Source organism: Pseudomonas sp. MWU12-2037, assembly GCF_023242345.1.
Lineage (GTDB): Bacteria > Pseudomonadota > Gammaproteobacteria > Pseudomonadales > Pseudomonadaceae > Aquipseudomonas > Aquipseudomonas gingeri_D.
In genome coordinates this window covers 72,268-94,917 of the sequence record NZ_JALLIZ010000010.1, presented here as the reverse complement: position 1 = coordinate 94,917, position 22,650 = coordinate 72,268, and the positions used below count along the sequence as shown (strand labels likewise).

Annotated in this window: 10 protein-coding genes; 2 read left to right on the top strand and 8 right to left on the bottom strand. The window is 63.1% G+C overall.

Features of this window, described 5'->3' with window-relative positions:
* Window positions 1-23: 23 nt before the first annotated feature.
* A complete protein-coding gene (locus tag M5B42_RS19400; protein WP_248746755.1) occupies window positions 24-4,901 on the bottom strand; it encodes a DUF6543 domain-containing protein in 4,878 nt (1,625 codons plus the stop codon).
* A 160-nt stretch (window positions 4,902-5,061) separates the two neighbouring features.
* Window positions 5,062-9,924 (bottom strand): hypothetical protein, encoded by a 4,863-nt coding sequence (locus M5B42_RS19395; RefSeq protein WP_248746754.1) that lies wholly within the window; start codon window positions 9,922-9,924, stop codon window positions 5,062-5,064.
* 174 nt (window positions 9,925-10,098) lie between these two features.
* On the opposite strand from M5B42_RS19395, the gene M5B42_RS19390 reads away from it, so the two are divergent.
* On the top strand, window positions 10,099-10,404 hold the full coding sequence (locus M5B42_RS19390) for a YkgJ family cysteine cluster protein (RefSeq protein ID WP_218223537.1): 306 nt from the start codon (window positions 10,099-10,101) through the stop codon (window positions 10,402-10,404).
* A 141-nt stretch (window positions 10,405-10,545) separates the two neighbouring features.
* Complete coding sequence (locus tag M5B42_RS19385) at window positions 10,546-17,163, top strand: TcdA/TcdB pore-forming domain-containing protein (protein WP_248746753.1); 6,618 nt, start codon at window positions 10,546-10,548, stop codon at window positions 17,161-17,163.
* Between the two features lie 17 nt (window positions 17,164-17,180).
* On the opposite strand, the gene M5B42_RS19380 is transcribed toward M5B42_RS19385, so the two are convergent.
* The 6 genes from M5B42_RS19380 to hemA form a co-directional block, all read right to left on the bottom strand.
* On the bottom strand, window positions 17,181-17,696 hold the full coding sequence (locus M5B42_RS19380; protein WP_103497629.1) for an acyloxyacyl hydrolase: 516 nt from the start codon (window positions 17,694-17,696) through the stop codon (window positions 17,181-17,183).
* Between the two features lie 109 nt (window positions 17,697-17,805).
* Complete coding sequence (murI, locus tag M5B42_RS19375; protein ID WP_103497637.1) at window positions 17,806-18,597, bottom strand: glutamate racemase; 792 nt, start codon at window positions 18,595-18,597, stop codon at window positions 17,806-17,808.
* On the bottom strand, window positions 18,590-19,345 hold the full coding sequence (locus M5B42_RS19370) for a molybdopterin-synthase adenylyltransferase MoeB (protein ID WP_248746752.1): 756 nt from the start codon (window positions 19,343-19,345) through the stop codon (window positions 18,590-18,592). The genes murI and M5B42_RS19370 overlap by 8 nt, the downstream gene beginning before the upstream one ends.
* Window positions 19,339-20,169 carry a peptide chain release factor N(5)-glutamine methyltransferase gene (gene prmC, locus M5B42_RS19365; RefSeq protein WP_248746751.1) on the bottom strand — a complete coding sequence of 277 codons (831 nt, stop codon included), beginning with the start codon at window positions 20,167-20,169 and terminating at the stop codon, window positions 19,339-19,341. Before prmC ends, M5B42_RS19370 begins: the two co-directional genes overlap by 7 nt.
* Window positions 20,170-21,252, bottom strand: a complete 1,083-nt coding sequence (prfA, locus tag M5B42_RS19360; RefSeq protein WP_103497632.1) for a peptide chain release factor 1 — start codon at window positions 21,250-21,252, stop codon at window positions 20,170-20,172.
* The gene (hemA, locus tag M5B42_RS19355) at window positions 21,249-22,538 is read right to left on the bottom strand and encodes a glutamyl-tRNA reductase (protein ID WP_152740081.1); all 1,290 of its coding nucleotides are present in this window, start codon (window positions 22,536-22,538) and stop codon (window positions 21,249-21,251) included. The genes prfA and hemA overlap by 4 nt, the downstream gene beginning before the upstream one ends.
* Window positions 22,539-22,650: the final 112 nt, after the last annotated feature.

The following is a 22,650-nucleotide window of genomic DNA, read 5'->3' as shown; positions in this document are numbered from 1 at the left end:
TGGTTGGTCGTGGCCCGGATCAGCTAAAGCTGACGCAGTTGCTCACGCACCACGGCTTCGCGTTCCGCGGCATTGAAAAACAGCTGGCGCGCCATGTTCAGGCTGATCTCGCTGCGCCAGATCCGGAACACCTCCAGGGCCCGCCCGGGTTGGCCTTGGCGGATCCGTTCAAAGCGCTCCTGCTCGGCCCGGGCCTGGGCCTTGACCCCGAGAAAACGCTCGTCCCAGCGCTTCAGATGAGCGCCATGGGCTTGTGGCTTGCCGTCCTTGCCCAGGGCGCCGCGCATCACGAACAACTCCTCCGAGGTGGTTTTTTCGGGATAGTGGAAATGCGCCACCCAGATATTCTTGCCGGCCGCCTTGTCGCGCACCACATACTCCTGGAGAAAGTCATCTTTCCCGAGTCTTGTGCGCGGCCCGTTGCGAAAGATCTCGACCTCGTTGTGTTCCTTGAGAAACAGCAGCCGCTCGGTGTCCGGCGCACTCGACTTGGTCACTGCGATTCGCGCCAGCAACCCCTCATGCCTGAGCGTCCCGGCCTGGAGACGCAGTTCCGAGGCCTGAACCTTGGCGGCGGAGATTTCGCTTTGGCTCACCGAACCGTTCGACTCGGCCAGCGCCCGGTCGATTTGCCCGGCCAGCGCCTCCAGCGCCCGCGCTTGCACTTCGAGCACATCCTGCAGATAGACCGGGTCCTTGGCGACCGGGATCTGCCGCTTGGCCATCTCGACCTCCCGACCGGCCTGGCGGATCTGGCTCTCGGCCATCTGCACCAGGCGCTTGAGGCCCGGCTGCGGCAGGGGCCTGGGCAAGGTGGCCGCCGCCGGCTTGGGCAACGGCTGCCAGTAGCCGTCCTCTTCTTCAACAAAGGAATCGATCGGTTGACCGGTCTGGGGATCCATCAACTCGACGACCTCATGGCCATCCTGGCGCGTGTCCCGAACATAACCGAGGTAGTTTTTCTTGCGGCGGGTACGGATGACTTTCCGGGTCTTGCCGGGTTGCCGCGACGGTACCTCAGGTTCGTCTTGCTCCGGAGCCTGCGCCTCAATGCGCTCGACCAGGCTGCGCTCGGCCTCCTGCTGCAACTCGACCAGGCGCCGGACAAACAGATCGCCCCAGACCAGACGGCTACCTTGCGGCAAGAAGCCGGTCTTGTACTCGACCATGGCCAGCACTTCGTTATATTGACTCACGCAGGTGTTGAGCACCGCCATGTCCGCCTCGGCGGACAGCGGCGAAGCGGCTCGCTCATCGAGAATGGACTGGGAGGCCAAGGCACTGCGCAGATCCTCGAACTTCATCCAGATATCGCTATCAAGCTGCTGCGGATCCAGCTCCCGGAAGCAATACAGCCCGAGCCGACAGGTTCTGATGGCTTTCAATCCAGCCACATCACTCCCTTGCCCCCTGACCTCGCGGATGCCCTGGTATTCCGTCAAATCCCGGTTGCGATGACGGCCCAGTTCGGAAAACGCCTGTTTCTCCCGCTCCGCCCAGTCGATATACAGGTCTGCGGCACGGTTTTCTCGTTGCTCTATCTGCTGCCTTTCCAGCGATACCCGGCCCGCGGTGTCCTGATAGGGCAAGCGCTCAATGATCAGCAGGCAACGACGTTCGACGATCCTTATCGAGTCCAGGGCAAACTGCATCCCCACGACGAACCGATGCAAGCAGGCAAAGAGTGTCCCCTTGTAGCCCCGCAGGAATACCGTCTCGTTCATCCGCAGCTTGTTGATCTGTTGCTCGTAACCGTCGAGAAAGGCTTTTACCCGGTCGCCGAGGCGGTCCATTCGAGCGAACCACTGCTGGTTGGTATAACGCTCGGGATTGCCTTCCATCGTCCTCAAGGCTTGCGCCTCGGGTAGTAGCGCTTCTGCCCGCGTCCCCTGCGCCTGAACCCCTTCATTCCACTCGTCCATGAAGCGCGAACTGACCAGGTTTTGCTGTTCCTGCTCCCGACGTTTTTCCTCCAGCAGGGCGGCTCTTCTTTTCCCGACATTTCCCGAACGCCCCGAGCCGCCGCGCAGGCGTAGCTTCAAGTCCGGCGTCCAGCTTCCCGCGCCATCGTTTTTCAGATAGAACCCTTCACTACGACCGTCCGGCGCGACCACCCGGACATTGCCCTCGGCATCCACCTTTACCGCAAACAGCCAGCCACCGAAGTAGGCTGCCAGCCGGCTCGACTCTTTCAATCGGATCAGTCCCTGCAAATCGCCGGAGGCGATGACTTCCCCCAGGGTCTCGGGCTCGGGCCAGGGATACGGGTAAATCTTCAAGGTGAACGAACTGACACTCGGACGCGAGGAAACCGTGCCGGGCGCCACCGGGTTATCCAGTTTCATCGGCAGCGGCCGGTCCGGCCCCTCGCTGATCGTTGCCCGGATCGGCGAGCGCTGACCCTCCTCCATCGGGATCTGCTGCGGTGTCTCGGCGTGCGCCTGCTGACGGGTCAAGCGATGCCCGAGAATAAAGGCAATATTCACCAGTACATCGGCCCAGGCACTGGCCTTGGCCCCAGGGTCCTTTTCCTGCAAGCGTCGAAAGTCGGTATCGACACTGGCGACCACGGCGAAAATCCAGCCGGCCACCGCCGCCGGACCGCGGATAAACATCAGCGCCACGTTGAACAGTTGCCAGCCGCCCTCCTTCAAGGTGTTCCAGCGCAACTCGGCATTGGACACCGATTGCCGGTCCGCCAGGGCGATCAGGGTCCTGGCCATCGAACCGAACAGGTGATGCAGGTAGTCGCCCTGGACCACCGCGTCATCGAGGGTGGTCGGTGCCACCGGCAATAGCGCGGCAAAGTCGTCCTCGAACGAGCGCCGCAGATGGGGCTCGACAAAGCCGCCATTGGCATAGGTGCGCCGGGCCTCATCGCTCAACCAGGCCAGGATGCTGTCCTGCACGGCCCCGGGTTGCTTGAGCGCCTCGAACAGGGCCGCCAACGTCGGGTATTGCAGGAGCGGCTCGACGGGAGGCGTGGGGCGGGCGTCATTGTCGTGGGGACAAAAGGCCTTGCCCGGCGCCGACTGGAACTGCTGGAAGACCGACGCCTGTGGGTCGGCCTTGGCGAGCAGGGGCCGATAGAGAATGAACGGGCCGTGGCGAGTGTCCCTCGGGCCGATAATGAACATGGACGCCACCACATCCGCGGCCGCATCGGCTTCGGCCTTGAAGGCCAGGGGACGCAGGACAATCTCCTGGCCGTTCACCTGGCGCTTTGCTGCGTCGGGCTGCACTAGCGCTTCGACATAGCGGTATCCCGATTCGTCGAAGTTCGCTTCGCCGCGAATCTTCAGCTCCAGGGCCGCCATGGGCAATTGCACCCGCAGTTGCTCGCTGAACAGTTGTTCCCGGCGCCGGGCCTCGTCGGCGTCGTCGATAAGCTTGGCCCGCAGTGCATCCAGGTAGGTCTTGCCGATGTCCACGGCAGTGACCAGCCCCTTGACGTAGTCCGGGGTCAGCCATTCGGGCACCGGCATTTCCACGCCACAGTGGCGGATGCCGATCTTCATCTTCGCATGCCGAAAACCGCCGAGATTCTCCAGGGCAAACTCGGTCAGGCTCATCCGCACCTTGACCACCGTCCCCAGCGCCCCACCCGCGCCCCCGGCAACGGCCACCGCGATGACCTTGTCGAGCTCCAGGCGAATATCGTCGGGGTTGGCGATATCGACGGTTTGCGGATGGTCCTCGCCCATCTTCTTGAGCAGTGACTTGGCGGCGAAGCCCGGCAGATCACCCACGTCATCAAGATAGGCCTGGCCGCCCGACGCGCGCTGCACATCGGCGAGTTTTTCCAGCAGGGCGCGGTAGGCGCCAAGGTCTTCGCTCGGCGCCCCGAGCAACCAATGCGGCAAGCCGTCACTGAGCGCCGCCAGCGCTTCGGGCAACTCGACCACCGTATGGGGCTCTGCCCGCACCGGCGTGAAAAACCAGTTATCCGTACGGGTAATCGCATCGAGCCGGCGCTGGTAGTCCTCGAGCGTCCACTCGCTATCGAGCCCGATCAGCGAAATCGCCTGAAGCTGGTTTTCCAGCAGGCTTTCGGCAAGGCTGGCGAGGGCCTGCTCCAGTTGCATATCCGGGTCGCCCTGCTGCCAGAGCAGATGCTCGCGGTACTCGATATTCCGGCCATTGGCCCGGCTACTCATGAACAAGGGCACCAGTTGTCCGAGATCCGTGGTGCCGACCCTGAAAAGGCCTTTGGCCAGGCTGAGCACCAGCGGGTTCTGCTCGATCCCCCGTTCCTTGCGGCGGGCCACCAGCACGGGCAAAGCCTCGGGATAAGCGCCGCCCCAGGTGTCCTTGCTCACCGCCTGTACGCCATGGAGGGAGAATTGCTCCTCGGGCTTTTCCAGATTGACCGACAGAAAGGCACGATGCTGTTCACGACCGGCGGACAAAATCCGCCCCAGTATCCTGCCAAGACGAAAAAAGCGGCTGTAGCCCTGCCCCTCCTCCTCCGCGTTCCAGTAGTCGACCAAGGCCTGCTGATAGAGTTTCAGCAGGATATCGCCCCACGACCCGAGCACGGCCTGGATGGCCGATGCATCCACCACAAGCCGGTCGCCGGGCAAACTGTCGAGCTTGATCTCCAGCACATGCTCGGCGGTAAAGATCGGCGCGACCCCGGTCGTAAAATGCTCGAGCACAAGGTCGATCACGGCGCAGTATTGATAGCCACCCGAGAATCTTTTTCCATCGCGCTCAAGCCATTGGAGTTTACCGACATACAGATGCGAGGCATTGCGTTGCGGATTCCAGAGGCTGAAAAAATACTTCTGGATGGCCGACAAGGCCACTTCCCGCAACGTCGGCGGATGGGCGAAAAGCGCCTTGGCCGCCTCGATGTCCTGCTCAAGCGACGGGTCCGCCAGTGTGACTGCGTCATTCATACAAACTATTCCCTTCAAACAGATCCGACAGGCTTGGGCTCAAGCGCCACGCCCGGTACCGAACACCGGTACAGGGCCAGTAGACGCCTGACACACCAGGCCCATGCGGTATCCGCTTATCGTGGAAATGTTCCGCACATCACGCGGCGAGCGCCCGCCGCTACAGTCGCCTCAGTTGCTCCACCAGGGTCGCCTCCACGTCGGCGGCATTGAAAAAGAACTGGCGGGCCATGGGCAAGCTGATCGCGCTGCGCCAGATATCGACAGCCGCCTGCGCACGACCCGGCTGGCCCCGGCGGATTCGCTCGAAACGCGCACCTTCGGCACGGGCTTGCGCCTTGGGGCCGAGAAAGCGCTCTTCGCGGGTTTTCAGGTGGGCAGCTCCCGGGATAAACAGATCCTCGTTCGGGGTCAGGTCGTTGTAGTGAAAATGCGCGACCCAGAGCAAGGCGCTCTTCTTGCCCGGGGCGGCCTTGTCGAGTATCAGGTACTCCTGCAGGTAGTCACGGGACTTGAGCGGACTGCGCGGCCCGTTTTTCCTGATCTCAATGGCACCCTGGCGATGAAGGAAGTCGACGCGCGCCATGTCCGGCATGCTCGCCTTGGTTGCCTCGACCCGGATCAACAGCCCTTCATTGCGCAACTCGAGGGACAAGGTGCGCAAGTTGGCCACTTGAGTCCGTCCGTTGACCCGCTCGGGTGACGCCTCGGCAGTCTCCAGGCTGCTGGCAAGCTGATCCGCGAGCGAATCGAGTGTCCTCGCTTCACCCTCCAGCACATCCTGCAGGTAAACCGGATCCCTGACCGGTTGTTTCAGCCTCGCCGCCTGGTCGAGTGCGCGCGCCAGTTCCTGCCGGGCGCCGAGTAGTTCGCTACGTGCCCTTTGCATCTGGGTGCCGGCCTCCTTGATCAGCCGCTTCAGCCCACTGCGCGGTCGCGCGGCGGCAGGTATCGGTGCGGGTTCCGGCTCGGGAGCCTTGACCTCCTCCCAGTAACTGCCCGTGGCGCTTTCCTGGAACACGTGGACCTCATCAGCGGCGGTGATTTCGACAGTCTCCCGGGTCTGGCCGGCGGCCGGCGGCCTGACCTTCCCCACGTAGACGCCGCCCCTGGATCCCCGGGTCTGAATAAGCCCGGGGATTTTCTCAAGCTCCTCTTGCGCCGCGATATCGCTGGCCTGTTCGTCGAGCAACTCGCTCAATGACTCCAGGGCTTCGTCACGCAGTTGCCCGATCAGTTCGAGCAGACGTCCGGTATAGGGCGTCGCCATGCCCTCCGGCTGCTGGTGCTGCCAGAACTCGATGGTCTCCATGCCCGCCACATAGTTTTCAACGCAGGTATTGAGCACCCGCCGGCGGCGCCTGGCCGGTATGTCCGGATCCTGCTCCAGATTGACCCGGGATTGGTTCGCCATGGCGATCTCCTGGGTCCTGTCCATCAGGGAAGAGAAGATCTGCTCGCCCCGCTTCAACTCATGAAGACTCAACCAGCTCAGGGTATGGAGTTGCGACGATTGCGTCTCCCGCTCCTGCGGAGCATCCCGGGTAGTGCTGACAGCCTGGTCGCGGATCTTGCTCCCCAGGCCCGAATAATTGTCCAACTGCTCATTGACCCGTTTTTCCTCGCGGTGCCAGCCGAACATGCGCTCATTGGCCTCGGCCTTGCTCTTCTGGTAGGCAAGGATACGTTCATCCAGTGCGGGGTTCCTGACATGGCTGGCATGGGCCTGTTCGAGTTCAGCGGCGGAAGGGCGCAGCTCCTCCCGGACCCTGCGCAGGACATCCAGCGCCTCGCGGCAGGCGCCCAACTGGATACCGAGAAACGCGCACACGGTTTCCTTCCACTTGGGCACTGCCTCGACCCTGGCTTGTTCTTCGCGCAGGACGATGCTCTGCCCCACCAGGCCAAAGGCTTTTTCTGCTTCCTGAAGATAACGTTGTCGGGCCTTGCTGGTGGCCTCGGCGTCAGTCCCCGCCTCTTTGATCTTCAAGTCGGCCCGGGCCGCGGAGGCCGCGGTCGAGGCGAGTTTCCCCAATATTTCTATGTCCTTGTGTCGAACCAGCAACGCCTGGGCGGCCGCTTTTTTTTCGTCCTGCATCTGCTTGATGGTCTTGCGCCCGCCGCGCCCCGAACCACCGCGCAGACGCAGCCGCACATCCAGGCTCCACTCACCGGCCTCGGTACTTTGCAGGTAGAAACCTTCGCGACTGCCGTCCGGCGTGATCATCCGAACGCCACCCTCGGCCTCCTGCCGGACGCGATACAGGCGCCCACCGATGTAAGTGGCCAGGTGGCCGGTCTCTTTCAGCCGGAGCAGTCCCTTGAGCTCGCCGTCGGCGATCACCGTGCCGAGTGACTCGGCCTTCGGCCAGGGCTGCTCGTAACGGCGCAGCAACAGGTCGCCGATCTGGATCCGGCGCTGCCCGGAGGGAACCAGGGCTGGCGTCTCCAGATGCATGGGCAAGGGCAGGTCCGGCACCTGCGCGACATAAGGATCAGGCCCCGGCGAGCGCACCTCAGGCTGCGGCGCGCTGAGGGGTATCCTCTCGCGACCGGATGAAGAGGCCCTGGCCTCGGCGAGATGATGGCTGAGGATGAACGAAAGATTGACCAGCACATCGGCCCAGGCATTTGCCTGCCCTTGGCCGTCCCTGGCCTGTAGCTGGCGGATATCCCGATCCACGCTGGCGACGACCGCGTAGATCCAGCCCGCCACGGCCGCCGGGCCACGGATGAACATCAGCAGTACATTGAACAGTTGCCACGCGCCCTCCTTGAGCAGGGCCCAGCGTTGCTCGGCGTTGGACACCGATTGCCGGTCGGCCAGCTCGATCAGCGTTCGCGCCGTCGACACGAAGAGGTGGTGCAGAGTGTCACCCTCGACCATCACCTCACTGGGACGTGCCGGCCCGGGGGATGAATAGGCGGCAAAGTCGTCTTCGAACGAGCGCGGCAGGTGGGGTTCCTGAAAGCCACCATGGTCGTACAGCCGTCGAGCACCGGCACTCATCCAGGCCAGCACGCTGTCCTGTAGCGCGCCCTCCTGGCGGATGGCCTCGAACACGGCGTCGAAGGTCTCATACTGGCGCAACGGCTCGAGCGCCGGCGTCGGCCGGGCATCGTTATCCTGGGCACACAAGGCTCCCGCGGACGTTGCCTGAAATCCCAGGAGCACTGATTCATGGGTCCCGGCCTTGGCGAACAACGGGCGGTACAGCACATGCGGACCGTGGCGGATATCCTTCGGCCCGATGACAAACATCGACGCCACTTCATCGACGGCGGCATCGGCTTCGGCACGGAACCCCAGGGGCCTGAGCACGATGGTCTGACCGTCGACCTGTCGCCCCGGCCCGGCGGGTTTCATGATGGCCTCGATACAGCGAAAACCCGCCTCGCTGAAACCGGCCTGCGCCCTGATCTTGAGCTCCAGCGCCGCCATGGGCAATTGCACCCGCAGTTGCTCGGTAAAGAGTTTTTCCCGACGCCCGGCCTCGTCGGCGTCGTCGATCAGCTTGGCGCGCAGCTCATCCAGGTAGGTCTTGCCGATGTCCACGGCGGTGACCAACTGCCGGATGTAATCCGGGGTAAGCCAGGACGGCACGAGCGACTCGACGGCGCAGCGCCTGACCGATATGCGCATCTTCGAATGGCGAAAGCCGCCGAGGTTCTCGAGGGCGAACTCGGTCAGGCTCATCCTGACTTTTTCAATACTGCCCAAGGCACCGCCCGCGCCACCGACCACCGCCACAGCGATAACCTTGTCGAGTTCCAGGTGGATCTCATCGGTGTCGTCAATTCCCAGGGGCCCGGGATGATCTTCATGGATTTTCTTCATCAGGGCGCGACGGGTGAAACTCTTCAGGTCGCCGATCCCGTCAAGAAACGCCTTGCCCTGCGAAGCACGCTGCACACTCGCCAACTGATCGAGCAGATCACGGTAGCGTTCAACGTCCCGCGGGGCGGCACCGAGCAACCAGTAAGGCATTTCATCGCGCAGCGCCGTCAGTTCGTCGGACAATTCACGGACGCTATGGGGCTGCACCGGTACTGGCGTGAAAAACCAGCTATCGGGGCGGGTGATGGCCTCGAGTCGCTTCTGGTAGTCCTCGACGGTCCATTCGAGATCGCGGGCAATCAGCGAAATCTCCTGAAGCTGATTCTCCAGCAAGGCTTGGCCAAGGTAGGCAAAGGCCTGTTCAAGCAACTCGTCAGGATCGCCCCGCTGCCAGAGCCGATGCTCGCGATACTCGATATCACGCCCCTCAGCCCGGGCGCTCATGAACAACGGCAGCAAAGGCCCCACCTCCGGGGTCCCGGCCCTGAAGAGCCCGAGCGCAAGACTGAGCAACAGCGGAGCCTGCTCGACCTTACGCTCCCAACGACGGGCAATCAGCACTGGCAATGCTTCAGGGTAGTGTCCGCCCCACGAATCCTTGCTCACGGCCCGCAGACCATAGATCGTCAGTTGCTGGTCAGGCTTTTGCAAATCGACCGTCAGGAAGGCGCGGTAGTGTTCCCGGTCGGCGGCCAGGATCCGTACCAGCAGGCTGCTGAGACGGCGAAAGCGGCTGGCCCCCTGCTCATCGGCCTGGTTCCAGTAGTCGACCAGCGCCTGTTGATAGAGCTCAAGCAGAAGATCGCCCCACTGGCGAAGCATTGCCTGGGTTGCCGAAGCCTCCACCAGATAACGAGCATCGGGCCGGTCGTCGATCCGGGCTTCCAGCACATGATCCGCGGTAAAAACCGGTGCAACACCCTGGGTAAAATGCCTGAGCACAAGATCGAGCAAGGCCGTGTAGTGATAACCGCCAAAGACCCTTTTGCCATCGGCCACGGACCATTGAGGACGGCCGACAAAAAGATTCGCCGCGTTGCGTTGCGGATCCCAGCGGGTAAAAAAATAATCCTGAATGGCTGACAAGGCCACGTCTCGCAAGATCGGCGGGTGGGCGAAAAGCGCCTTGGCGGCATCGATCTCCTGTTGCAGCGATGGGCGAAGCGGCGTGATGGCATCCGTCATGTCTGACTCCCTTCAAATAGGACAAATGAGCCTGGGCTCAACCGCAATCAGCCAGAACCGAGTGCGGACAAGGGGGAGTAGACAAAGAACAGGCCGACACACGGCGGTATCCGGCTATCGCCAGACGATTGATTCAGGCATACGGGCTCGCGGCACTGACATACACTGGCGCCCATGACCACGATTCCCCTGACCGACCTCACCACACCGGCAATCACCTGCTCTTCCTGCGCGGCCTGCTGCTGCCGACTGGAAGTGATGCTGATCACCGATACCGGTGTTCCCGAGCGTTTTATCGATATCGACGATTGGGGCGGCGAAGTGATGCTGCGCCTGGACGACGGCTGGTGCGCGGCGCTGGATCGCGACAGCATGCGCTGTACGATCTACGAGAAACGCCCGCTGATCTGCCGGGAGTTCGAAACCGGCTCGGCGGACTGCCTGGAAGAACGCCGAGGGATCGCCACGGCATATCGGTGAATCGAATCAGGCTGCTTTCACCACCGAGTCCAAGACACTTCCCATATATCCAGTGAACCCGCTCAATCCACACTTGGGACCATCACGTCACAAGTGGCGGGCAACCCGATGGCTGCCCCCGGACCCTGAGATCACTGCCCCATGAAAACCCTCGACCCACCCTGTATTTCCTCCCCCTGCGCAACCGATAGCCCCCCGGCGCCGACCGACACCGCGTCGTTCCAGTCCCAGCAATTGCTGTCGCTCAATACCACCAATAAGCAGGTGGCCGCCCTGCTGGATGAGCTGCCGCGCCCGACCATGCCCGAAGTGAATCCGGCGACTGACAAGGTTGAGCAGCTACGCCAACTCCAACGGGATTATCTGGCGCAGTTGGAGCAGTTCTGGACACACCCCAATGGCGCCACCGGCGGTATGCCCACCGATCAATGGCTCGCACGGACCCTGGAGACGCAACTGCGGGCCGAGGCGCAACTGCGCGGCGTCGATGGAACGCTGGACGCCGACGACCGGCAATTGATTGACCAAGTGCTGAGCCTGCCCACACGGGAACAACGGGAAAGTGCCCTACCGGTAGCACCCTCGGTCCATCGACCCGGGGTCTACGACATCGTCTTCCTGGGAGCAGACGCCGCGGACACGACCCCATGGCCTGGCGCCTTCGTGATCACCCGCCACGACGGCGCCGCCCTGCCGGACAGCGATCCCGACCCGAAGCAGTTCAAGGGCAAGAAAGCGGTCGAGATCCACAGTGATCTCGGACGGGTGGTGCTCTACAGCCTGGAATATGGTCTCGAAACCTTTGCTTCGCTCAGGGTCCTGCACGCGACACTGCAGGTGCGAATCGGGCGAAAAGTCGCGGACCGTTTCAGCGCCAGCGATGACAAGCAAGAAAGCCTGTTCGCCTGGCAGGTCCAGTCACTGCGCAACGCCCAGCAAAGGCAGGTGAACGATACGTTTGCCGCCTCCCCGGCGGACACGTCGCGGGCAATGCTGGAGCGCCTCGAAGCCGCCGCGGACCTGCGTGACGTCCTGGATATCGGCAGCCGGGTGAATCGGCGCTCGCAAGCGTTGCAATACAGGATCTGGCGACAAGTCTTCAAGGAGGCGGGCAGGCAGGACTGGCAGCGCTACCGGGTGGCCGCCGGCCAAGTGCAGGCCGGCCGCCTGGCCCTTGCCCTGGCCTTGGTCAATACGCTGCCGCCAAGCTCGCCCAACGACAGCTCCGACCGGCCGATCATCCCGGATCAGGCAGCACTGGATGCCATTGTCCAGGCGCTGAACGAGAAGCCGTCGGTCCCGAGCAGCGCGCAGCGGGCGCAGGCGATACGCGAGACCTGGCAATACGCCAATGCCGCGTGTCTGCAACTGGCGCTCCTGGACGCCACGCTCCAGGGCCGGATCGGTACGCGCCAGCAACAGTGGCTCGAGGTGGTGCTCGATTACCCGGCCTCGGCCACTCGCCCCACGATCGGTACACACGTCATCGTCGCCAACGCTCTGGGCTTATGGGTACGCTCCGAGGATGGCCAGCGCACGCTGCATATCATTGGCGGCGGCGTGCTCGCGATCACCAGCGCGGACCCGGACGACCCGAGCGTGCTGCTGCATGCCCCGGACTCACCCGATGACAACGACCTCAAGGTCCTGAACCGACCCGCTGACATCGACCGGTCTTTCCAGGAACCGCCATGGAAAGACTATGTGGCCGCGCGACTGAGAAAATCCAGTACACCCACCCTGCAGCCGCCGCCCCCGGGCGACGACACCCACGTCGAACTGATCCCGATGCCGGGCAACGTGCATCAGTGCCTCTACGAAATACAGCGTGACGCGCTGATCGAGCAGGCCCGCCATCCTCTCCCCGGCAAGAGCGCGAGTGACCGGCAATCACTCCTCGAGCAGTGGGCGCTTGGCACTGCCGCGAGCCAGAAGAACGCCGGCTTGATCGGCACATTCCTGCCCGGACAGCATTGGCTGGCACGAACAAGGGCAAGCGGACAAACTGATATTGCAGCGCTGCCGGGCAACCAGGGCACGGCCAGCACCGACACCCCGCAACCCGCGAACACTGATATTCCAACCCTGGTCAGTCGGACGGGTGCCGACGGCAAGACCTTGCTGGCTGCCGGCCCAGTGCTGCAAGCGATTCCTCTGGCCCACCCACCTCTTGGCACAGCACGGCTACGGTTGCTGGGCGGCGCGCCGACGGGGCGATCCAGGGGGCAATCGCCATCTACCCTGTCACGACGACTTTCAGCCATCGCCGGCCTGGTTCGGCTGGGGTCCTGGAGCTCGCAGGTCATGGACATCATAGTGCCCCTTATGCCCAACCTGGCGGAGTGGCCGCAAGGCAGCGGCCTGTTGATTATCGACGTCAGCGATCCCGGCGTTGGCTGGTCGGCACACTACCGGCGGGGACTGCACGAAGACACCTATATCTACCGGGTGAGCCCGGCGGTGTTCAGCGCCCGCCATGATGTGGTGCTGTACCGATCCGCCGCGAATCATTATCGCGCCTGGCTCGATGGCCAGCCGATGAGCGCCCCCGCCGGTGAAGACAGCTTCTTTCATGCCGTGGCCCTGTCACTGAACCAGGGCCATGGGGCCGGCATATTCACGGTCGAGAGACTGCGTAATGCCGCCGCCGATCATATCGAACGCAATCCGGATATCGCGCCCTTCGTGACCTCGGAGCATTTGCCTCTCTATACCCGGGCCATCGAGCATTGCCTGGAACTGAGTATCTGGCTGGGCAATGACCGATACCGAGCGTTGACCGCCATCCTCAAGGGAGCCCCCAATCCGTACGGTCTCTTTCAGCCGGCCATTCGCTACCTGGAAACGACCTTGCCGTCCCGTTCACCGAGGATCAGCACCGCTGTCGATGACGGCTTCAATTCCGTTTATGAGCGTTATGACCTGCGCCCGCTGCCGGCCGAAATACGCCGGATGATTGAGCACTATATTGACGCCCCTCCTCGTCCGGAATTGTCCCTGTGGGTCGACGAACCAAGGCGCAGGGCGTTGCTGGAAACGCTGCTGATCGGGCCTTCACAAGCGGCGGACATCGACTTCCTGGCTCAACGGAACTTCATTTTCAGTGACAATATCCGGCATATCCTGCTGGAGTATGGAGCGACGGCCACCCAGCTACGCCTGTATGCACTCCAGCACCTGGGCAATCAGACCACCCCACGGCGTGACTTGATCAGAGCCGTGCTCGGTCGCGTCCCCCCGCTGCTTGAGCGGGTCGATATCATTTTCAGTTCAGCCACTCTGACCCCGCCCATGGAAGAGGGGCTCAACACCCATCAAATCGCCCATCTGCTGGACGACCAGCAAATCTCAACGGACAGGCTACGATTGATCGCCCGCTGCGCGGATGCCGGCATCATCCATATCAACCTGCTGGAAAACGCCGACGGGATAAGGTCCTTGACTGACGACGTGTTGTCCCGGCTCCTCGAGCATCAACAGGACCTGCTGATGCTGGCCAGGAAAATGGGGTTCCAGGACATCGCGCCGCTACTTCTACCCTTCGAGGTCAATGCCCTTTCATGGAGCCGGCATCAATTCCAATCGGTCTTTCTCGCGAATGCCAGGCTCCGCATTCTGCTCGAGACGCCCGACTTGTTTACCTTGCTCAGGCAGCGGAAATCAGCCCGAGTCGTCGACCAGATGTGGACCCAACTGAGCAGCTCCATCCATGACAATGCCAGGGTTCGACATGCGCTCGCCAATCCGCGCAACACGCTCCGCAGCCTGGCCCAACTGAACAGGGCACTGAGCGCAGCGCTGCCGAACACGGAAGAACCCGGACCTTCGACGCGGTCGCAGCCGATCTGGTTGAGGGGATATGAGATGCACGGCAGTTCGACGCCGGACACCTCGGGACCGGATGCCCGAGGCCTGTATCGCACGCCGGACGGCAGGACGTACATCCTCCACGAAGGCCTGCGCTACGAAGTCCGAGCCTTCCGCGACCGGTTCCGGATCATCCATGCCATCGACGGTTTCCGGCGCGCGACCTATGAGGTGCGACGTCGTGCCGACGGTTCGTGGCAGATCATGGACGCCCCCGGCCTCGGTGGCGATGTGCGCAGGCCCTATCCGCCCATGGCCGAGCAATCCCGGATGCAACGCAACGCGTTCACCGAGCTGGGACAGGCCGCGCAACAGGAATGGCAAAGGCTCGGAGCCGGAGCGGCAGTGTCCGGCCAGGTCCCCGATCTCCATGCCATCGAATCCGGTGCCGCGGGTGACACCATGGAGCTGATCGGCCCGGCCGGTGTGCCACGACAGCATCTGGAACTGGAGAAAAACAGCGCGCTGGCCAGGCTCGCGACACGCATCCGCAACTGCGTAGACACGATCCACCAATACTTCGAATTCCAGAACGGCCAGTTACTCCCGCGCCCCGGCGTCACCCACCACGAGGTGGTCCATGGCCTGGCGCAACTCGATGGCCTGAACAGCCTGAATACCGGCTTCGCGCTGTTGCTGCTCAATAGCGGCAGGCGCTCGGCCTTGTCGACGGAACTGGCCAGCGCGGTCCGGGTGCAGTTCTACACGCAACTGGCCCAGGTGGTCGTCGGCGTAGCCTGCGATGGGAAAATGCTCGCCCAGGCGATTTACCTCGGCCTGAAGGATGCCCGGCACCTGGGCGCCGAGAGCATCAGCCTGCTGGACAAGGCCGGCCAAGGTATCCGTCTGGGCGGCAAGACGCTGACCCTCGGTGGACTGCTGGCCGCCGGCAATGCCTTGCTGGTCCTCGCCAGCCTGGGGGTGGACAGTTACCTGCTGACCCATGCCGAGAGCGCCGAGGAAAAAGCCACCTACGGCACCAACGTCGGGCTCGATAGCCTGGCTCTGGGCACGGTACTGGCCGGGTTTGCCGAGGGTGCCGAGTTCCTCGGGCCGCTGTCGATCCCCTTGGCCGGCCTGGGCCTGGGCGCCAGCAGCCTGGTGTCGGTGTTCTTTGCCAAGGCCCATAAGGTCCTGGCCACGGGCGCGCAATTTACCCGGGAGGTCCAGGCCTATCGCAGTGGTTATATCGAGGATCCTGAAAGCCATGCGCTGCGGATGGCCGGTCCCGTGGTGGTGACCCATCTGGATCAGCGCAACGGCCAGGTCTATCTGGGCAGCCCGAAGATCTACGCGGTCGACAATTCGCGTTCGGGCGATCCGCGGGTGGTCCTGGACGAACAGCAGGCGATTGATGTCGGCCGGGTCCTGGAGCTGCCCGGGCAGAAGCCGCTACCCGTTTCGGAGAGCATCGGCGCCCTGCATCTGCCGAGCACGCCCGAACACACCTACCTGCCGCAATATGGTTGGCTGCTGGGCGCCACCCAGCGCAACGACGCGGAACTGCAGCTGTTCAAGGCGCTCGAGCAAAAAACCCAAGGCAAATTCATAGAAGCCGAATGGGTCGCGGTCTTCCAGAAGGTCGTGGAGAAGCTGGAGCCTCGCTACCATGCCACGCGTATCCGGGTCAGCCTGGGACAGGCCGCGCCGCCATTGGTCATGGACGATTTGGCGGAACAGGGTCGGTACCTGCGCTACGACATCGAAGGCCAGGGTAGCCAATATGACCTGTATCTGAGTGACGGCGCGACGGTCAATCTGTCCAGTGGCGCCACGTCCCGGCCCTCCACCTGGGTGCTGCACACCGATCATCTGAGTCGCCCGGATGATATGCGGCTTGAGCCCGGCCGACTGACGCTGGGTAGCGTTGTGGTGAGGGTCGAGGACAAGGAGATCCTGTATGCGGTCAACAAGCTCGACGAGGCATACCGGCTGGATCTTGCCGGAGGTCGACATACGCTGGTGACCCTGAGCGCACGGGACCATGAGAATGTGAGTGGGTTGATACAACGTCTGCAAACGCTGCAAGGCCTGCAGCAATTGAGCGCGCCGGTGCTTATCGAAGACCTGTCGCTGTCCGACTGGCCGGGTCGTGGCCTTTACTATCGACCCGCCGATGGCAGCTTCATGGCCATTCCCATGGACGGGGAGGATCACGGCGACGAGCTGTACCAGATCCCGGCGTCGCCCGACATGCTGGTGATCGCCCCCAGCCCGCAGCGCGAGAAAGTCCTGGAGGCCGCCGCGACACTGGCCGAACTGACGGCCTATCTGAACGCCGGGGATCAGAGGTTCGGCGGGCGTTCGGCGGGATTCTGGAGTGTCCGCCCCGCCGACGGCCTGTTCGGCAACGAACAGTGCTATGGCGATTATCTGCGGGCGCAATACCGGCTGGAGGTACAGCGCGCGCGCCTGCAAGGCGGCTACTCGGACACCGCCTACCCAATGATGCTGCAACTGCTGCCCCGGCACGAACGCGAGCACCCGGCTCCGGGGCCGCGCCAAGTGAAGGTGCACCGCTTGAGCATCAACGGCTATCCCTCCGATGACATCCTGGTACTCGGTGATCCCCAGCAGGGCACGCTGTTGTTGTGGGTGCCGACATCAACCCCGGCATTGAGCGAGTTCAGTGGCGTCAGCGGGCTCAAGGCCCGTGTGCAAAGATTGGCCGCCGCAGACGCGACGCGCCAGGAGCTACAGGAACACTTCCCGCGCAGCTGTCGCGCCAGTAGTCACAGTGCCCTCTGGGGCTACACCGGAACGGACGAGGCACTGGAAAAACTCGGGGACAACGGCGACTGGACAGTGATCCAGATCGACCGCTACCCCATCGATGACGATGATGTGTTTGCCGCGCTGGCCCGCCTCAAACGCCAGAGCGAAGGAGGCTGACGCCGAACGAACGGCCGTTACAAAGGCATCGTGTAGTGCAAGGCGTAGCTTTCGATGCCCTCGTTCGGCGTGCGGATGCCGGCATTGGAATAGTGGGTCGCGCGGATCCCCACTTCATGCCCGCCGGCGAAGCGCAGGCCGAAACCCAAGCGGTCCTCGAAGAGGAAGGCCGAGCCCAGCTTGTTGCCTTCCACTTCGGTGTGGGCAAACAGGGCGACACCTATCCCCGCCTCGATATAGGGTTTGATCGATGCCCCGGAAAATTCGTAGACGAATACGGGGGAGAACGACAGGCTGTGATTGCCGGGACTCTTGTCGCCTTCCCAGTAGGTGTAGGCACCGCTCCAGTAGCCGGTCAGGCGGCCTGCATCGCTTTGCAGCCAGCCTTTGTCCCAGTCCGATTGCAGGCCCAGGCGATAGGACCGGGTCGAATCGCTGGTCTGGCCAACGGAGAACTCGACACCGGCCGCCTGTGCCATGGTGCCATACCCCAGGGCGGCCGCAAGCGCAGCCAAGCAGAACAATTGCTTCATGAGAATATCCTATTTCCAACGCATTTCAGGTGCGACCAACAAGCTCCTCGCAATGAAAGCTTGGCGTTAAGCCTGGGTTCACGAGGGATTCGCCGCTCTACGCCGACGTTTACCCTGTGAAGCTTTGCACAACCCCGGACTTCTGCCAGAGCAGCGGCAGAATTTTCCTGAAGTGATCCGGATCGGCGCTGGTCCAGAATTGCGCTTCGCGCGCCGGCCCTTGGGACAGTAGATGACGCGCTTCCAACAGACGCTGAAGTTGCCGGGCCACGGCGGCGCCAGTGTCGATCAGGCTGATGGACGCCGGAATCATCTCCAGCAGCAGCGGCTTGAGGAAGGGATAGTGGGTGCAGCCGAGGATAATGGTGTCGCAGCCTGCCGCCAGCAAAGGGTCGACATAGCTGCGCAGCAACTGGCGCAAGGCCTCGCTGTGCAAATCGCCGTCTTCGATCATTTCCACCAGGCCGGGACAAGGCTGGGTGATCACCCGTACATCGTTGGCAAAGCGGTCGAGCAAGGCGGCGAACTTGGCGCTTTGCAAGGTCCCGGTGGTTGCCAGCACGCCGACCACACCACTGCGAGTGGCGGCCGCCGCGGGTTTGACCGCCGGTTCCATGGCCACCAGCGGCCAGTCCGGGTAACGCTGGCGCAAATCGGCGGCAGCCGCCACGGTGGCGGTATTGCAGGCAATTACCAGCGCCTTGGCGCCTTGCTCGCGACAGAAACCAGAGATCACCGCGCAGCGCTGGCGAATGTACTCCGGGCTTTTTTCGCCGTAGGGGATATGCCCGCAGTCGGCGACATAGAACAGCGACTCATTGGGCAGCAGGGCCTGGATTTCCTTGAGCACCGACAGGCCGCCGACGCCAGAGTCGATTACCGCGATCGGTGCGTCACGCATCGCCGCCACCACAGACGCTGCATTGCGGATCGCGCTTGACCCGCAGTTCACGGAATTTCGTGCCCAGGGCATCGATCAGCAGCAGGCGGCCGACCAGCGGCTCGCCGAAACCGGCGAGCAATTTCAAGGCTTCCAGGGCTTGCAGGCTGCCGACCAGGCCGACCAGCGGGCCGATGACGCCGGCTTCACTGCAGGTCAGTTCGGCTTCGCTGCCGTGCCCGTACAAGCAGTGGTAGCAGGGGCTTTCCGGACGCCGCGGATCGAATACCGAGAGCTGCCCCTCAAGGCGAATCGCCGCGCCGCTCACCAGCGGCTTGCCGGCGGCGACACAGGCAGCGTTGACCGCCTCGCGGGTGGCGAAGTTGTCGCAGCAGTCGAGCACCAGGTCCACCGCCGCCACCGCGACACCGAGGGAATCCGCGTCAAGGGCCTGGCGATGGGCGACCAGGGTCACTTCAGGATTGATCGCCGCCAACCGGCGTAGCGCCGAATCGACCTTGGTCGAACCGATGCTGGCGGTGTCATGGATGATCTGGCGTTGCAGGTTGGTCAGCTCGACCGTGTCGAAATCCGCCAGATGCAGTTCGCCGACCCCGGCGGCCGCCAGGTAAAGCGCCACCGGAGCGCCGAGACCGCCAAGGCCGACGATCAGCACCCGGCTGTTTTTCAGACGCAACTGGCCGTCGATATCGACCTGTTGCAACAGGATCTGCCGGCTATAGCGCAACAGCTCCTGGTCACTCAGCACGATAGGCGCCCCAGACTGATGCGTTGATGGCCGCCCAGGTCAGTGCGGCTGTGGACGTCGCTGAAACCTTGCGCCGAGAGCAACTCACGCACGGCTTCAGCTTGATCGTAACCATGTTCGAGCATCAACCAGCCATCGGCCTCCAGGTGCGCGGGCGCCTGGGAGATGATCAGGCGCAGGTCGTCGAAGCCATCGGCACCGGCCACCAGGGCGCTGGTCGGCTCGAAACGCACATCGCCCTGGGCCAGGTGCGGGTCGCTCGAAGCGATGTACGGCGGGTTGCTGATGATCAGTTGAAAACGCTGGCCATCCAGGGCGCTGAACCAATGGCTGCTCAACACCGTGGCGTTGTTCAGCCCCAGGCGCTGGCGATTGCGTTCGGCCAGGGCCACAGCTTCCGGTACGCGGTCCACCGCCGTCACCTGCCAGGCCGGACGCTCATTGGACAGGGCCAATGCAATCGCGCCGCTGCCGGTGCCGAGATCGAGCACCCGGGCCGGAGTCGCCGGCAACAGCTCAAGGGCGGCTTCCACCAGCAGTTCGGTGTCCGGGCGCGGAATCAGGGTATGCGGCGCCACTTCCAGGTCCAGCTTCCAGAAGCCCTGCTGGCCGAGGATATAGGCCACCGGCTCGCCACCGCGACGGCGCTCCAGGAAGTCGGAAAAGGCCAGCGCGGCTTCGCTGCTGACGATTTTTTCCGGCCAGGTATGCAGGTAACTGCGGGATTTGCCCAGGGCCGCCGCCAACAGCAGTTCGGCGTCCAGGCGCGCGGTCGGCGAGTCAGGCAGGTCGGCGGCGCGTAGCAGACTGGCAATAATGGTCATTCAATCACCCAAGGCGGCCAGTTGATCGGCCTGGTATTCGGCCAACAGCGGTTCGATCACGGCTTCCACTCCCCCGGCCAGGACTTCATCCAGGGAATACAGGGTCAGGTTGACACGATGGTCGGTGACCCGGCCCTGTGGAAAGTTGTAGGTACGGATACGTTCGGAGCGGTCGCCTGAGCCTACCAGCAGCTTGCGCTCACTGGCGATGGCATTGGCCGCGGCGCTGGTCTGCTGGTCGTTGAGCTTGGCCGACAGCCAGGACATGGCGCGCGCGCGGTTCTTGTGCTGGGAACGCTCTTCCTGGCATTCGACCACGATCCCCGAAGGCAAGTGGGTGATGCGGATCGCCGAGTCGGTCTTGTTGACATGCTGGCCACCGGCGCCGGAGGAGCGGTAGGTGTCGACGCGCAGGTCCGCCGGGTTGATCTCGATGGCTTCCTGTTCGTCGGGCTCGGGCAATACCGCGACCGTGCAGGCCGAGGTGTGGATGCGGCCCTGGGATTCGGTGGCCGGTACGCGCTGGACGCGGTGGGCACCGGATTCGAATTTCAGCTTGCCGTAGACATTGTCGCCTTCGACCCGGGCAATGACTTCTTTATAGCCGCCGTGCTCACCCTCGTTTTCCGAGAGGATTTCCACCCGCCAACCACGCCGCTCGGCATACCGCGAGTACATGCGGAACAGATCGCCGGAGAAGATCGCCGCCTCGTCGCCGCCGGTGCCGGCGCGGATTTCGAGAAACACGTTGCGACCGTCGTTGGGATCCTTGGGCAGCAACATGCGTTGCAGGCTGCCTTCCAGTTCAACCAGCTGTTCCTTGGCCTCGCGGACTTCCTCGACGGCCATTTCGCGCATGTCCGGGTCGTTGTCCTTGAGCAGCGCCTGGGCGCCTTCGAGGTCGGACTGGACCTTCAACACCTGCTTGTAGGCCGTGACAATCGGCTCGACTTCGGCGTACTCCTTGGAATAGGCGCGGAACTTGTTCTGATCGGAAATGACTTCGCCATCGCCGAGCAAGGCGGTCAGTTCCTCGAAACGGTCCTGGAGGATGTCCAGCTTATTGAGCAGTGACGCTTTCATTGCGGTTTCTTATCCGAAAAGCTATCCGATGAGCCCTCACCGAGGGCAAAGAGTTCCTGGGCCATGGCCAGCGCATCGAGGCGGCCTTCGGCGGACAACTTTTTCAGTTGCACGCTGGGCGCATGCATCAACTTGTTGGTCAGGCCACGGGCCAGTTGCATCAGCACCTCTTCGGCGCTGCCGCCGTTGGCCAGCAGACGCTGGGCCTTTTGCAATTCCTCGTCGCGCAGGCGCTCGCTCTGCTGGCGGTAGGCGCGCAACACATCCACTGCGGCCAGCTCGCGCAGACGCGCCATGAAGTCGTCGACGCCGCTGCTCACCAGTTCTTCGGCGGCTTGGGCGGCGCCCTGGCGGCTCTTGAGGTTTTCGGCGACCACTTCGTGGAGATCGTCGACGCTATAGAGGTAAACGTCGTCCAACTCGCCGACTTCCGGTTCGATATCCCGGGGTACGGCGATATCCACCATGAAGATCGGCTTGTGCTTGCGCAGCTTCAAGGCACTTTCCACCGCGCCCTTGCCGAGGATCGGCAACTGGCTGGCGGTGGAGCTGATGACGATGTCGCTGTGCACCAGTTCCTGGGGGATATCGGACAACAACACCGCGTGGGCACCGAACTCTTCGGCGAGGATCTTGGCCCGCTCCAGGGTCCGGTTGGCCACCACGATACGCTTGACGCCCTGCTCGTGCAGGTGGCGGGCGACCAGGGTGATGGTTTCGCCGGCGCCGATCAGCAACGCGCTGCTGCGCTGCAGATCGCTGAAAATCTGTTTCGCCAGGCTGACGGCGGCAAACGCCACCGACACCGGGTTCTCGCCGATGGCGGTGTCGGTGCGTACCTGCTTGGCGGCGCTGAAGGTGGCCTGGAACAGGCGCCCGAGCAACGGCCCGATGGTGCCCGCCTCCCGTGCCACGGCATAGGCCGACTTCATCTGGCCGAGAATCTGCGGTTCGCCCAATACCAGCGAATCCAGGCCCGAGGCCACGCGCATCATATGACGAACGGCGGCATCGTCTTCGTGCACATAGGCGCAGGCCCGCAGGTCTTCGAGGCTCAGGTGGTGATAATCGGCCAGCCAGCGCAGGACCGTGTCCGACGTAATGTGCTCCTGCTCGATATACAGTTCACTGCGGTTGCAGGTCGAGAGGATCGCGGCTTCACGGCTGTCGGTGAGGCGACACAGCTGCTGCAGGGCCTCCACCAATTGCTCGGGGGTAAAAGCCACGCGCTCGCGTACGTCTACGGACGCCGTCTTGTGGTTGATGCCGAGTGCGAGGAAGGCCATTCAGGGTCGCTGATGATGTCGAGAAGCCGACAATTGTCCACCTTCGAATGATTCAGAACAACCATTGCCGACTATTGTCCTAATGTAACGTTGCTATAAGTGTCTGGTGAGC